Annotated in this window: 13 protein-coding genes; 9 read left to right on the top strand and 4 right to left on the bottom strand. The window is 64.3% G+C overall.

Going from position 1 to position 12,621, the window contains the following annotated elements; translation table 11 throughout:
* Window positions 1-223: 223 nt before the first annotated feature.
* The 3 genes from IVA79_RS33225 to IVA79_RS33215 all read right to left on the bottom strand — a co-directional run bounded on the left by IVA79_RS33225 (window position 224) and on the right by IVA79_RS33215 (window position 1,926).
* Window positions 224-442 (bottom strand): hypothetical protein, encoded by a 219-nt coding sequence (locus IVA79_RS33225; protein ID WP_247561232.1) that lies wholly within the window; start codon window positions 440-442, stop codon window positions 224-226.
* 1 nt (window position 443) lies between these two features.
* Window positions 444-1,103, bottom strand: coding sequence for an acyl-homoserine-lactone synthase (locus IVA79_RS33220; RefSeq protein WP_247561230.1), 660 nt, complete (start codon window positions 1,101-1,103; stop codon window positions 444-446).
* 85 nt (window positions 1,104-1,188) lie between these two features.
* Window positions 1,189-1,926 carry a LuxR family transcriptional regulator gene (locus tag IVA79_RS33215; RefSeq protein WP_247561228.1) on the bottom strand — a complete coding sequence of 246 codons (738 nt, stop codon included), beginning with the start codon at window positions 1,924-1,926 and terminating at the stop codon, window positions 1,189-1,191.
* 166 nt (window positions 1,927-2,092) lie between these two features.
* Between IVA79_RS33215 and IVA79_RS33210 the strand changes: the two genes are divergently transcribed.
* The 9 genes from IVA79_RS33210 (at window position 2,093) to IVA79_RS33170 (ending at window position 11,065) form a co-directional block, all read left to right on the top strand.
* The gene (locus IVA79_RS33210; RefSeq protein ID WP_247561226.1) at window positions 2,093-2,269 is read left to right on the top strand and encodes a hypothetical protein; all 177 of its coding nucleotides are present in this window, start codon (window positions 2,093-2,095) and stop codon (window positions 2,267-2,269) included.
* 322 nt (window positions 2,270-2,591) lie between these two features.
* Window positions 2,592-3,530 carry a LysR family transcriptional regulator gene (locus IVA79_RS33205; RefSeq protein ID WP_247561224.1) on the top strand — a complete coding sequence of 313 codons (939 nt, stop codon included), beginning with the start codon at window positions 2,592-2,594 and terminating at the stop codon, window positions 3,528-3,530.
* Between the two features lie 143 nt (window positions 3,531-3,673).
* Complete coding sequence (locus IVA79_RS33200; RefSeq protein ID WP_247561222.1) at window positions 3,674-4,549, top strand: shikimate dehydrogenase; 876 nt, start codon at window positions 3,674-3,676, stop codon at window positions 4,547-4,549.
* A gap of 56 nt (window positions 4,550-4,605) precedes the next feature.
* Window positions 4,606-5,736 (top strand): ABC transporter substrate-binding protein, encoded by a 1,131-nt coding sequence (locus IVA79_RS33195; RefSeq protein ID WP_247561220.1) that lies wholly within the window; start codon window positions 4,606-4,608, stop codon window positions 5,734-5,736.
* Window positions 5,737-5,839: 103 nt separating this feature from the next.
* Window positions 5,840-6,715, top strand: a complete 876-nt coding sequence (locus tag IVA79_RS33190; protein WP_247561219.1) for a branched-chain amino acid ABC transporter permease — start codon at window positions 5,840-5,842, stop codon at window positions 6,713-6,715.
* The gene (locus IVA79_RS33185) at window positions 6,712-7,710 is read left to right on the top strand and encodes a branched-chain amino acid ABC transporter permease (RefSeq protein WP_247561217.1); all 999 of its coding nucleotides are present in this window, start codon (window positions 6,712-6,714) and stop codon (window positions 7,708-7,710) included. The genes IVA79_RS33190 and IVA79_RS33185 overlap by 4 nt, the downstream gene beginning before the upstream one ends.
* Window positions 7,707-8,450 (top strand): ABC transporter ATP-binding protein, encoded by a 744-nt coding sequence (locus tag IVA79_RS33180; protein ID WP_100179514.1) that lies wholly within the window; start codon window positions 7,707-7,709, stop codon window positions 8,448-8,450. The genes IVA79_RS33185 and IVA79_RS33180 overlap by 4 nt, the downstream gene beginning before the upstream one ends.
* A gap of 9 nt (window positions 8,451-8,459) precedes the next feature.
* Window positions 8,460-9,197, top strand: coding sequence for an ABC transporter ATP-binding protein (locus IVA79_RS33175; protein WP_247561215.1), 738 nt, complete (start codon window positions 8,460-8,462; stop codon window positions 9,195-9,197).
* Entirely contained in the window at window positions 9,194-11,065 is a 1,872-nt protein-coding gene (locus IVA79_RS33170) for a sugar phosphate isomerase/epimerase and 4-hydroxyphenylpyruvate domain-containing protein (protein ID WP_247561213.1), read from the top strand. The genes IVA79_RS33175 and IVA79_RS33170 overlap by 4 nt, the downstream gene beginning before the upstream one ends.
* Before the next feature lie 216 nt (window positions 11,066-11,281).
* Here the strand turns inward: IVA79_RS33170 and IVA79_RS33165 are convergent, their stop codons facing one another.
* A complete protein-coding gene (locus IVA79_RS33165; RefSeq protein WP_247561211.1) occupies window positions 11,282-12,454 on the bottom strand; it encodes an ABC transporter substrate-binding protein in 1,173 nt (390 codons plus the stop codon).
* Between the last annotated feature and the right edge of the window lie 167 nt (window positions 12,455-12,621).

The raw sequence follows: 12,621 nt of genomic DNA, 5'->3' as shown, positions 1-12,621 counted from the left end.
CCTGCCTGTTCAAGGCGGAAAAATGGGTAATGGCAGTATCGTTCCGAGGCAAGAGCGATTCGACACCAAACATGCACTTTGTTGCATGCCGATGCATGCGACCGACACGCGTTCCGCGATGCAAGAAAACTGCCGGTCAGCATGGGGCAACCTGCCGCACCCAAAAGAACACCCTCCCTCGGGCCGACCGAGAGAGGGTGCGACGTTCGTTGGAATTGAGCGTCTAGTGCGACGTCATCTGCCGGGGAAGGTCATCCGGCTCTGCGAGCACGCTGTTGGCCGTCGAGGCCTCCAGCGCCGCCATCCGGAACAGATAGGCGAGCGTCGCCAGTCCGGTGTCTTCCGCCATCTGCGCCAGCTCGAGCGCCATGTCGGACATGTAGCCGAGATTCTCGTCCTTGATATGCGCCATGATCTGGCTGTTCCGCATCATGTTCGACATCTCAGGCACTCTTTCGTTGCGCGGCAGCAGCGCCGCAGAGGTTGGCACGGGCGATACAGTCGATCCGCGGACCGTCCTGCTGGACGACGCTCGTCATTCCGATACGGTCACGCACGACATCGAGCGACTCCTGACGGACGTCGATCGTTGCCGCCATGGTCCAGGAATTTTCCACCAGCGCCGGCAATCCCAGCGGCGTGACGACGAAACCGATGTCGTGGAAGCGCGGCAACCACCAGGTCTCCATGACGAGACAAAGCCGCTCGATGCCCTGCTCGAGACAGAACTCCTGCGCGGCCGCCATCAATTGCAGATTGAATGCGCCATCGCGGCGCTCGCGCGAGACGAAGAAGCGCGACCACTCCCAGACCAGCGGGTCCGAGGGGCAGCCGCACACCGCGGCGAGATGCGGGAAGACCTCGCTCATCATCGTCGGCTTGGTAGTTGGATACAGGCGCGAGCCGCCGAGCACACGGCGGTTCTCGAGAGCCAGCAGGTAGACTGCATCCTCATTGTCGTAGGTATCGATCTCGCGGCCATCGGGCTTGCGCAGCGCTTCCCATTTCCGCTCCTCGACGAAAATCTGGTGGCGAACCCGAAAATGCTGTTCGAGGACGTCCTCGTACAGGTGCCGATTGACGGCAGAAATCACATGAATCATGAACTCCCCCATGGCTTGAAATGAGGGGAGCCTCAGCGAAAAGGACAAAACCGACTATTGGGAAATTTCCCAGTAGGCGAGGATTTCAGGGATTGATGATTCTGTGGCGGATCGCGATCGCGACCGCATGCGTCCGGTTGACGGCGCCAAGCTTGCGCGCGGCGGTTGCAAGATGCTCTTCCGCCGTGCGTTGCGTGATGTGCAGGATCTCGCCGATCTCCCACGCCGACTTGCCCTGCGAGGCCCAGGCGATCACCTCGCGCTCGCGGGGGGTGAGGCGCGTCGATGGATGCGGCGCCGGATCGAGCAGACGGCGAATGTGGTCGAAGCCGTACATCCCGATCAGGTGCAGCGCCGGCTTGCTGCGCGCATTGAGGTCGAGATGGACGCCGCCAAGCGAGACGCCGGCCTCGTAGCCGGTCAAGCCGTGGATCGGCACGACGAAGCCGCGCGACATGCGGAAATCGGCAGCGCGCCGCATCACCTCCACCGCGCCCGGCTCCAGCTCCGGATCGTACGGCGCTTCAGACCACTCGAATGGGTTCACCGTTTGCCGGCATTTGCGGATCACGGGATCGACGCGGTCGTAGCTCTTCTCGGTGTAGAGGCTGAACCACTCCGCCGGCCACTTCTTGGCGAGCACCATCTGGGAAAAGCGCTGCTCGGGATTCGGCAAGCCCGTCACGATGATATGTTCGAAGCCGTACCGGCCGAACGCGGTCGCAAGTGCGTCCATGGCGTCCGGAACCTTGGTGTAGGCTCCAAGCCCTTCGATGAAGTCGAGCGCCTCCCGGCCATAATCAACGGCATCTGCGGCGGACATCGGTGCGTTTCCTGACCTTCCGTCCTCCCTATAGCACGTATTCGGGAGCTGCCTCAAATGCGCTGCGGCCGTAGTTTCCCGGTGCTCATCTGCTCTGAAGATTTAAACTACTTGTGGCAGAATTGACGTCACGATACACCTGAACGGACCGCAGCGGGAAAGCCAAATGGAAGACGAGGACATTGCCCTCAACAGCGTGCTCGGCCTGGAATTGAACCGCGTGTTTTTCGCCGTCCACGACACGGCAAACAAGCAGAAGATCATCGAGTTCGCGCGCGAGGTGCTGCAAAGCGAGCGTGCGGCGCTGGCCGACAGCGTCTCGCCCGAGGGCCCGGCGAGCTAAAGCGCGATTGCGGCGTTACGCGCTCTGCGACGCCGGTCCATTTGAACGCGCTGATTTTAGTCGAAACAATCCGACCAGGAATTCTGGCTTCCTTTCCCCTTGTAGAGAGGTTGATGAACCGGCCGCGCTCGCGTGCCCCGGACGCAGCGCAGCGTCTCCCTGGCGAAGCATCGTCCAGCGAGCGATGCCGCAACGCCAAACGCGCTGCGGCGCGTCCGGGACACGAGAGCACCTTGCCTCAGTCACCTTCCACTTGCCGCTGGATGACATCACGGCTCTCGTGACATGATCGCCGCCCAGGATCATTGCCGGATGCCTCTTCATGATGACGCTGCGCCAGGTTGAAGTGATCCGTGCCGTGATGGTGACGGGGACCATCGGCGGTGCGGCGAAGCTGCTCAACGTCTCTGCGCCGGGGATCAGCCGCCTCGTCAAATACACCGAGCGCTCGCTCGGCGTCCGCTTCTTCCAGCGCCAGAACGGGCGTTACTTCCCGACGCCGGAGGCCGAGAACATCTTCGAGCAGATCAACGGCGTCTACAAGAAGGTCGACGATCTCTCCGAGATCATCTCCAAGATCGGCCGCGGCGGGTTGTCCGAGCTGCGGATCGGCTCGGTGCCCAGCATCTCGCAGGTGATGGTGCCGCGCGCGATCGAGCGCGTCCGGCGCCGCTATCCCGATCTCGGCATCGACATCAACATCCTCAAGCTCGAGGAGGCCATCGACTATCTCATGCTCGGCCGCGGCGAGTGCGTGGCGATGAGCTACCGGCTGGAGCATTCCGCGCTCGACTTCATGCCGCTCGCCTCGGGCGAGCTGTACTGCATCGTGCCGCCGGGCCACGAGCTCGCCGGCCGCAAGCAGGTATCGGCCGCCGAGATCACCCGCTATCCGCTGATCGGCATCGATCCCAACGATCCCTACGGCCGGATCATGGCCGAGATCTTCGCGCGCAACCGGCTCGCCTACAACATCACCATCCGCGCGCGCTTCGGCACCACGGTCTGCGCGCTGGTGAAGGCCGGGCTCGGCATTGCCATCATCGACCAGTTCACCGTGGCCCATGGCGGCTATCCCGGGATCGAGCTCCTGAAGATCGCCGAGCCGACGCGGTTCGACACTTACATCGCGGTCAAGCGCGGCGCGCCGCTGTCGCTTCATGCCGAGTTTTTCATCGAGGCGCTGCGCGCCGAGATGCGGGCGGTCGAGCCGGCCCGCGGCAACGGCAAGGCAGTGCCGGGGCGGGGGCGGAAGAAATAACATGATGTTAGGTTTGCCGGACAAAAGGGTAATTGTGTTAGGCGGGGGAAAGGCTATCGTCGCAGCCGGAAGCCCCTTGGAATTGCGCGGGTTTCCCCGCTAATGACCGGGGCCGAACGCTCCCTTTGAGACGATAGCGAACCATGTCGAAGCGCGGATACGCCGCCAGCCAGAAGCTCCTCACCGGCCTGATCGGCGCGCCGATCGCGCATTCCGCGTCCCCTGCCATGCACGAGCGCGCCGCCGAGGCGCTTGGCCTGCGCGGCCACTACCAGCTCATCGAGGTCGCCGGCGCCGACGCGGCCGGGCTGCGCTTGATGCTGGAAGGCGTGCGGCGGCTCGGCTTTGCCGGCGTCAATGTCACCTACCCTTACAAGGAAGCGGTGGTCCCGCTGCTCGACGCCCTGGCGCCGGGCGCGGCCGCCATGGGCGCGGTCAACACCGTCGTCGTCAGGGACGGCCGGCTGACCGGCCACAATACCGACACCACGGGCTTCGCGCGCGCAGTGGCCCCGCTGCTTGCACCGTCCGCCAACGCCGTCGCCGTGATCGGCGCCGGCGGCGTCGGCAAGGCGATCGCGTTTGCGCTGGCGAGCCTGGACGTGACCGACATCCGTATCTTCGACGCCGAGCCGGCGCGCGCCGAAAGGCTGGTCGCCCTGCTCGCCCCGCGCGGCGCCCGCGTTGCCGCCAGCGTCGAGGTGGCGCTGCAAGGCGCAACCGGGCTCGTCAACGGCACGCCGGTCGGCATGCTGCCGAACCGGGACACGCCAGTGCCGTCGGCGCTGCTCAGGGCAGACCTGTGGGTCGCCGACGCCGTCTATTCGCCGCTGATCACGCCGCTGCTTGCCGCAGCGCGGGAGAAAGGCTCTCCGATCATGACCGGCCGCGAGCTCGCGATCTACCAGGCCGCGGACGCCTTCGAACTGTTCACCGGCCTTGCCCCATCGACGGACGTCATGGGAGAGGCTTTTGACGCCGTGATGGCTGCGCGCAGCGCCGCCTATCAGGCAGCTTGAGACGAAGCGGTCGGATACAAGGCCGCTGGCAAAATTTGAAACGTGAGGAGACGACGATGAAATCAACGCTACTGGTGAGCGCGCTGCTCACCGCCATGACGGCAACCAGCGCCTTTGCCCAGGCGATCAAGCTCGCCGATGTCGCCGAGCTCTCGGGCGGCGGCGCCACCGTGGGCACCAATTGGAAGAACGGCATCGACCTCGCGATCGAGGAGATCAACGCCAAGGGCGGCGTGCTCGGGCGCAAGCTCGAGGTCACCCACGCCGATTCGCAGTCCAACCCGGGCGTGGCGCGGGCCCAGGTCCAGAAGGCGCTCGACGCCGAGCCTTACGTGCTGCTCGGGCCCGGCTATTCCGGCTCGGTGAAGGTCACGGCCCCACTCGCAGCCGAAGCCGGCATCGCGCAGATCATGGGCGGCGAGGCCGCCGAGCTGACGCAAGGGGGCAACAAATTCCTGTTCCGAACCTCGTTCGGCCAGCAATCCTCGATGCCGAAGGTCGCAAAGTATATCCACGACGAGATGAAGGCGAAGACGGTCGCGGTGGTCTGGGTCAACAACGACTTCGGCCGCGGCGGCCGCGACGTCGTCATCAAGGAGCTCGACCGGCTCGGCTCCAAGGTGGTCGCCGACCTCTCCACCGAAGCGGGCCAGGCCGATTTCGCCGCCGATGTCGGCAAGATCAAGGCTGCCAATCCCGATGCCGTGTTCGTCTACCTCAACGAGGAAGAGAGCGCGCGCATCCTGAAAGAACTGAAGCGCCAGGGCGTCACCGCGCCGCTGATGGGCGAGACCACACTGATCGGGCAGAAGGTGATCGAGCTCGCAGGCGACGCCGCCAACGGCGCGCGCGGCCATGTCGGCCTCACCACCGACGCGCCGGTCGACCTCATCAAGGCGTTCCGCGAAAAATTTTCCAAGAAGTACAATTACGTCCCTGACCATAACGGGCTGAAGGGCTATCTCGCCGTCTACATGGTGAAGGCCACCACCGAGAAGATGGGCAAGGTCGACCCGAAGAAGTTCGCCGACACGCTGCACGGCCTCACCATCAAGGCCGCGGACGAGCCGGGCATCCTGATGGACGTCACCTTCAGCGACACCGGCGACATCGACCGCCAGAGCTTTCTGGTCGAGGTGGTCGAAGGCAAGCAGATCGTGAAGCAGGTGCTGCCGAAGGTGAAGTGAGGTTTTTCTTTCTACTCCCTCGCCCCGCTCTTCGCGGGGAGAGGGAGTGGTAGGCCTGAATTCGCGTCGCGTTCACTCGGGCTCTAACGATCAAAGAGAACCCATGTCCAACCTATTCGATCTTCTGGTCGCAGGCCTCGCCACCGGCGCGATCTATGCGCTGGTTGCGGTCGGCTTCACGCTGCTGTGGCAGACCTCGCAGACCATCAATTTCGCGCAAGGCGAGTTCGTGATGCTGCCGGCGTTTTTGATGCTGGCGGCGATGCATGTCGGCGCGCCGTTCTGGCTCGCCATCATCCTCGGCATTCTGCTCTCGATGATCCTGCTCGGCCTTGCCTTCAAGCTGCTGCTGGTCGACCCGATGATGCGGCACGGCGTGCTGCCGCTCGCGATTGCGACTATGGCGCTGGCGATCGGCCTCAAGGAGGCCGTGAAGCAGTTCTTCAGCGCCGAGGCCTCGCCATTCCCCTCGATCGTGCCGACCGGCGACGTCTCCATCCTCGACCACGCTGTGTCGCTGCAGAGCATCGGCGTGCTCGTCGTCGCCATCCTCGCCGTGGTCGGCCTGACCACGCTGCTCAATCGCACCTCGCTCGGGCATCAGATGCAAGCGGCGGCGCAGAACCCGACGGTGGCACGCATCATCTGGGTCCCCGTCGAGCGCATGATCCTGCTGACCTTCCTGATCAACGCCTTCCTGGTGGCGCTGGCCTCGCTGCTGATTACGCCGATATACCTTGCAAAATTCTCCTCCGGCGAGGTGCTGGGCCAGGCCGCCTTCATCGCCGCGATCGTCGGCGGCTTCAACCAGGTGCGCGGCGCGATCGCGGGCGGCCTGTTGATCGGCGTGCTCGACAATCTCGCGGCCGCCTATGTCTCGACGCAGTACCGCGCCGCCGTGCCGATGATCTTCCTGATCGCGGTCATCCTGTTCCGGCCGCAGGGCTTGCTGGGCCGCGCCGAGGAGCGCACGGTATGAGAGGCTTCGCCAAACCCCTGAAGATCGCGCTTGGCCTTGCCGTCATTGCCGCGCTGATCATCGTCCCCATGAACTTCAACCGCTACGGCCTGTTCATCCTGAGCCAATGGGCGGTGATGAGCATCGCCGCAATGGGGCTGAACCTCACGCTCGGCTATGCCGGCCAGGTCTCGCTGGCGCAGGGCGCGTTCGTCGGCATCGGCGCCTATGCGGCCGCGATCATGACCACGCATGGCTGGCCGCTGCCGGCGGCGATCCTGGTCGCGATCGCCTTGAGCTTCGCCATCGGCTGGGTGCTCGGCTATCCCGCGCTGCGCGTGCAGCATCATTACCTCGCCTTCGTCACGCTCGCCTTCTCCACCCTCGCCTTCCTGGTGTTCCGCAACGAGAGCTGGCTCACCGGCGGCATCTACGGCATCTCCAACATCCCGCGGCCGCATATTTTGGGCATCGCGACCAACAAGCCCCTTCCCTTCTATTATGTCTGCCTCGGCTCGCTCGCGATCGTGTCGCTGGCGGTGTGGTGGCTGATCCGCTCGCCCTGGGGCCGCGCCTTCATGGCGCTGCGCGAGAATCCGCTGCGCGCGCAATCGCTCGGCATCGACACAAGGCGCTACACTCTGATGGCGTTCGCGATCGGCTCGGCTCTCGGCGGCGTCGCCGGCGCGCTCTATGCGCCGCTGACGCAATATATCGATCCGGTGCCGTTTAACCTGTCGCTCTCGCTCGACCTCCTGATGATGGTGATCGTCGGAGGCGCCGGCTTCTATTTCGGCCCGTTCCTGGGAGCCATGATCGCGGTGCTGTTGCCGGAATGGCTGCGCTTCACCGAGGGCTATTATCTGATGCTCTACGCGGTGGCGGTGATGCTGCTCCTGATCTGGTCGCCGACCGGCATTCTGGGAATCCTCGACCGCTATCTCGCCGAGCGCCGCACCAAGGCGGCGTCCGCGCTGCGGGCCGTCGCGAAATCCCGCCTGGAGACGGCGCAATGAGTGCGGTCCTCGAAGTCACCGGCATCAAGAAGAACTTCGGCGGCATCAGCGCCGTCGACGGCGTCTCCTTCGACGTGCGCGAGGGCGAGATCCTCGGCCTGATCGGGCCGAACGGCTGCGGCAAGTCGACCCTGTTCAACTGCATCCTCGGTCAGCTCACCCCGTCAGGCGGCGAGGTCAAGCTCGACGGCAAGCTCGTCACCGGCCTGCGTCCCGCCGAGCTCAACAAGCTCGGCGTCAGCCGCACCTTCCAGCTCCTGCAGGTGTTCCCAAAACTCTCGGTACGCGAAAACCTGATCCTTGCGGGGCAGGAGCATCAGGGCAACATGGCCTCGCGCCTGGTCGGCCGCTCCGATGCTGGGCTCACCGACGCCGCCAACCAGATGATTGGCTTCTTCAAGCTCGATCATCTCGCTGACGAGCCGGCTGGTGGCCTCTCCTATGGCCAGCAAAAACTGCTCGACGCCGCCATGGCCTTCATGGGCGGACCGCGCCTGGTGCTGCTCGACGAGCCCGCCGGCGGCGTCAACCCGTCAATGCTGGCCGACCTAAAGGACCGCCTGGTCGCGATCAACCGCGAGAAGAACGCCACCTTCGTCGTGATCGAGCACAACATGGAGTTCGTGATGTCGCTGTGCTCGCGCGTGATGGTGATGGCGGAAGGCAAGGTGCTGGCGATGGGGCGGCCGGACGAGGTGCGGAAAAACCCCGCCGTGATCGAAGCCTATCTCGGACATTAGGAAGCCAACATGAGCGATCCGATCCTTTCGGTTCACAACCTCGTCGGCGGCTACGGCAAGATGACGATCCTGAACGGCACGAATTTCGCCGTGCCGCAGGCGACCATCACCACCATCATCGGCCCGAACGGCGCCGGTAAATCCACCGTATTCAAGGCGATCTTCGGCCTGTTGAAACTGCGCGAGGGCAAGATCAGCTTTGCCGGCCGCGACGTCACCAATTTGAGCCAGCGCGCGCTGCTCAATGCCGGCATCTGTTACGTGCCGCAGGGCCGCAACATCTTCCCCGAACTGTCCGTGCGCCACAATATCGAACTCGGCGGTGTCGCCGCCGACAAGGGCCTCGACCTGCCCCGGCGGATCGAGGCGGCGCTCAACCTGTTCCCGGCGCTGCGGCGCAAATCGGCGCAGCAAGCCTCGACGCTCTCGGGCGGCGAGCAGAAGCAGCTCGAGATCGCCCGCTCGCTGCTGCTGGAGCCGAAGCTGGTGCTGATCGACGAGCCTTCGATCGGCTTGTCGCCCCTGATGGTGCAGCAGACCTTCGACATCCTCAAAAGCTTGCGCAACCGTGGCGTCACCATCCTGATGATCGAGCAGAACGCGCGCTCGGCGCTGGAAATCTCCGACATCGGTATCGTGCTCGAGCTCGGCCAGACCCGCATGGTCGACGACGCCAAACGCATTTTGAACGATCCGCGCATCGGCCAATTGTTCCTGGGCGGCGCCATGGAGGAGAGTGCGGCATGAACAAGCGCTCAATCGCCACCGTCTCGCTCTCAGGCGCGCTCGACGAAAAGCTTCGTGCTATCGCCGCCGCCGGGTTCGACGCGGTCGAGATCTTCGAGAACGACTTGCTGTCATTCGGGTCAGGCCCGCGCGAGGTGGCGCAGCTGTGCAAGGACCTAAATCTCGAGATCTGCGCATTCCAGCCGTTCCGCGATTTCGAGGGCATGCCCGAGCCGCAGCGCGCGCGCAACTTTGCCCGCGCCGAGCGCAAGTTCGATCTGATGCAGGAGCTCGGCACCGACCTGCTGCTGATCTGCTCCAACGTCTCGCCGGCTTCGCTCGGCGGCATCGACCGCGCCGCCGATGATTTTCGCGAGCTCGGCGAACGCGCCGCGAAACGCTCCTTGCGCGTCGGCTACGAGGCATTGGCTTGGGGACGCCATGTCAATGACTATCGCGACGCCTGGGAGATCGTGCGCCGCGCCGATCATCCCGCGATCGGAATCATCCTCGACAGCTTTCACGCGCTCGCGCCGGGATTCCCCACCCGCGCGATGGCCTCGATCCCCGGTGACAAGATCTTTCTGGTGCAGCTTGCCGACGCGCCGAAGCTCGAGCTCGACATCCTGTCCTGGAGCCGGCACTTCCGCTCCTTCCCCGGCCAGGGCGATCTGCCGGTCGGCGAGTTCATGGCGGCGATCGCGGCGACCGGCTATGCCGGGCCGTTGTCGCTGGAGATCTTCAACGACCAGTTCCGCGCCGGCTCGGCCGCGCAGACCGCGGTGGACGGCCTGCGCTCGCTGATCCTGCTGGAGGACCAGTTGGCGCCGGACTGGCCGAAATTCGCCGCCGAGCCGCTGGCGCCGAAGGCGAAGAGCCGCGGCACCGGGTTCATCGAATTTGCGGTCAACGAGACCAAGGCCGGCGAGCTCGCCCGCCTGTTCTCGCAACTCGGCTTCCGCAAGACCGGTCAGCATCGCAGCAAGGCGGTGGAGCGCTGGACGCAGGGCAAGGTCGAGCTGGTCATCAACAGCGAGACCGACGGCTTTGCCCATTCCCACTATGTCACGCACGGCCCCGGCATTTGCGCGATTGCGCTCGATGTCGACAATGCCGGCCTTGCCATGCAGCGTGCCGAGGCGCTGAAGGCGCGCACCTTTTACCAGCCGGTCGGGCCGGGCGAGCTCGAAATCCCCGCCATTCACGGCGTCGGCGGCAGCCTGCTCTATTTCCTCGATCAGGCCGGCAAGAACTGGGACACCGATTTCGAAGCGATCGCGAGCGACGCAGACAAGGACGCGCTGCTCGCCGTCGATCACATCGCGCAGTCGATGCCCTATGACGAGATGCTGTCCTGGCTGTTGTTCTACACCGGCATCCTCGACCTCAAGCGGCTGCCGCAGATGGAGATCGCCGACCCCAGAGGCCTGGTGCAGAGCCAGGCCATCATCAACGCCGACCAGAGCCTGCGCTTCGTGCTGAACGGCTCCTCCGCCAACCGCACGCTGCCGGCGCGTTTCATCACGGAGTTCTTCGGATCAGGCGTGCAGCACGTCGCGTTCGCGTGCAAGGACATCTTCGCGACCGTTGCGGCAATGCGCCAGCGCGGCGCGGATTTCCTGGATATCCCTGACAATTACTACGACGACATCGAAGCCAAATACGACCTCGCGCCCGAGCTGATGGCGCAGCTGCGGGCCAACCACATCCTCTACGACCGCGAGGGCGATGGCGAGTTCTTCCAAGTCTACACCCACATCTTCGACGAGCGCTTCTTCTTCGAGATCGTCGAGCGGCGGGACTATCAGGGGTTCGGTGCCGCCAACGCCGGCATCAGGCTGGCGGCGCAGGCCCGCGAAGTGCGGCCCGCGAGCATGCCAAGGGTGTAACGATCCTCTCCTCTTGCGGAGTCTCTCTCCCCGAGTCCGGGTAGGGTGGGCAAAGGCGCTCTTGCGCCGTGCCCACCACCTGCCCGATACGGCAAGAGATGCGTGGGCACGCTTCGCTTTGCCCACCCTACCGGTCCGTGCTCGCGGAGAGCCCCCTCACCCCAACCTTCTCCCCGCACGCGCGGAGAAGGGGAAGAGGCATCGGGGATCGTCAGCTCACTTCATCTTGCACTTGTCGTGGAAGCGATCCTGGTCGTTCTCGACGATGGTCGCGACCGTCTTCAGCGCGAGCTGGCCTTCGGCGTCCTTGACCACGTCCTGCAGATAGAAGCTCTGCACCGGGATGTGGTTGTTGCCGTATTTGAACGCGCCGCGCAGCGACTTGAAGTTGGCCTTCTCCATCTCGGCCTTCATCGCGTCCTTCTTGCTGGTGTCGCCCTTCACCGCGACCACCGCGCTGTTGATGAGCTGGGCGGCGTCGTAGGACTGCGCGCCGTAGAAGGTCGGGCGCAGGCCCGTATACTTCTTGCGGTAATCGGCGACGAAGCGCTTGTTCTGCTCGTTGGGGAGGTCGTTGACCCATTGCTGCGCGCCGGGCACCCCGAGCGCGTTCTCCTTCTGCAGCGGCAGCGACAGCTCGTCGATGGTGAAGGCGGTGTAGAGCGGCATCGTGCTCTTCAGCCCGGCCTGCGCATATTGATTGAGGAATTGCACGCCGGCGGCGCCGGGGTAGAACACGAAGATCGACGCGGCGCCCGAGGCGCGGGCCTTGGAGAGCTCGGCGGAGAAGTCGAGCTGACTCGGCCACACCGTGTATTCCTCACCCACGACCTGACCCTTGAAGGTGCTCTTGACGCCGGCCAGCATGTCCTTGCCGGCGGCGTAGTTCGGGCCGATCAGGAACACCGACTTGACACCCTTCTGGTTCATATAGGTACCGACCGCCTGCGGAGTCTGGTCGTTCTGCCAGGAGGTCGAGAACACGTAAGGCGAGCAGAGCTCGCCGGCGAGCTGCGACGGACCGGCATTGGCCGAGATCAGGAAGGTCTGCGAATCCACCGCCGTCTTCAGCGAGGCCAAAAGCACGTTCGACCAGATGTAGCCGACGATGAAATCGACCTTGTCGGACTGCACCAGCTTCTCGGTCTTCTGCTTGCCGACATCGGGCTTCTGCCCGTCATCCTCGTAGATGACTTCCACCGGCTTGCCGTCCATCTTGCGCCCGAGATGATCGAGCGCGAGCTCGAAGGAATTGCGCATGTCGTTGCCGATCACGGCGGTCGGGCCGCTGAAGGTCGAGACGAAACCGATCTTGATGGTGTCGCCGGCGAATGCCTGATTTGCCAGCACCAGCGCCGCTGCGCCCGCCAGCCAGAATGCCGTCCTCATAACAACTCCCCTCCTTAATTATTGAGCCCGCAAGCGGGGTGATCGCCGCCCCGGGTCGTCTCTATTGAACGCAAAATCCATCGAGCCGCCAATGGCTCAGCGCCTGCCCCTGCACCATATTTCTCTCCCATCGCGGATGGCAAGAAATATAATTCTACTCACTTCGG

This window comes from Bradyrhizobium sp. 138, from assembly GCF_023074075.1.
Taxonomy (GTDB): Bacteria; Pseudomonadota; Alphaproteobacteria; order Rhizobiales; family Xanthobacteraceae; genus Bradyrhizobium.
Note: the sequence above shows the minus strand (reverse complement) of the source record. Positions and strands in the feature narration are given on the sequence as shown.

What these genes read in the sequence shown, in the direction of transcription:
- IVA79_RS33205 (WP_247561224.1), top strand. Translation starts at nt 2,592, where the DNA reads ATGATGACGCTGCGCCAGGTTGAAGTGATCCGTGCCGTGATGGTGACG.
- IVA79_RS33190 (WP_247561219.1), top strand. Translation starts at nt 5,840, where the DNA reads ATGTCCAACCTATTCGATCTTCTGGTCGCAGGCCTCGCCACCGGCGCG.
- IVA79_RS33175 (WP_247561215.1), top strand. Translation starts at nt 8,460, where the DNA reads ATGAGCGATCCGATCCTTTCGGTTCACAACCTCGTCGGCGGCTACGGC.
- IVA79_RS33215 (WP_247561228.1), bottom strand. Translation starts at nt 1,926, where the DNA reads ATGTCCGCCGCAGATGCCGTTGATTATGGCCGGGAGGCGCTCGACTTC.
- IVA79_RS33185 (WP_247561217.1), top strand. Translation starts at nt 6,712, where the DNA reads ATGAGAGGCTTCGCCAAACCCCTGAAGATCGCGCTTGGCCTTGCCGTC.
- IVA79_RS33220 (WP_247561230.1), bottom strand. Translation starts at nt 1,103, where the DNA reads ATGATTCATGTGATTTCTGCCGTCAATCGGCACCTGTACGAGGACGTC.
- IVA79_RS33165 (WP_247561211.1), bottom strand. Translation starts at nt 12,454, where the DNA reads ATGAGGACGGCATTCTGGCTGGCGGGCGCAGCGGCGCTGGTGCTGGCA.
- IVA79_RS33200 (WP_247561222.1), top strand. Translation starts at nt 3,674, where the DNA reads ATGTCGAAGCGCGGATACGCCGCCAGCCAGAAGCTCCTCACCGGCCTG.
- IVA79_RS33180 (WP_100179514.1), top strand. Translation starts at nt 7,707, where the DNA reads ATGAGTGCGGTCCTCGAAGTCACCGGCATCAAGAAGAACTTCGGCGGC.
- IVA79_RS33170 (WP_247561213.1), top strand. Translation starts at nt 9,194, where the DNA reads ATGAACAAGCGCTCAATCGCCACCGTCTCGCTCTCAGGCGCGCTCGAC.
- IVA79_RS33210 (WP_247561226.1), top strand. Translation starts at nt 2,093, where the DNA reads ATGGAAGACGAGGACATTGCCCTCAACAGCGTGCTCGGCCTGGAATTG.
- IVA79_RS33225 (WP_247561232.1), bottom strand. Translation starts at nt 442, where the DNA reads ATGTCGAACATGATGCGGAACAGCCAGATCATGGCGCATATCAAGGAC.
- IVA79_RS33195 (WP_247561220.1), top strand. Translation starts at nt 4,606, where the DNA reads ATGAAATCAACGCTACTGGTGAGCGCGCTGCTCACCGCCATGACGGCA.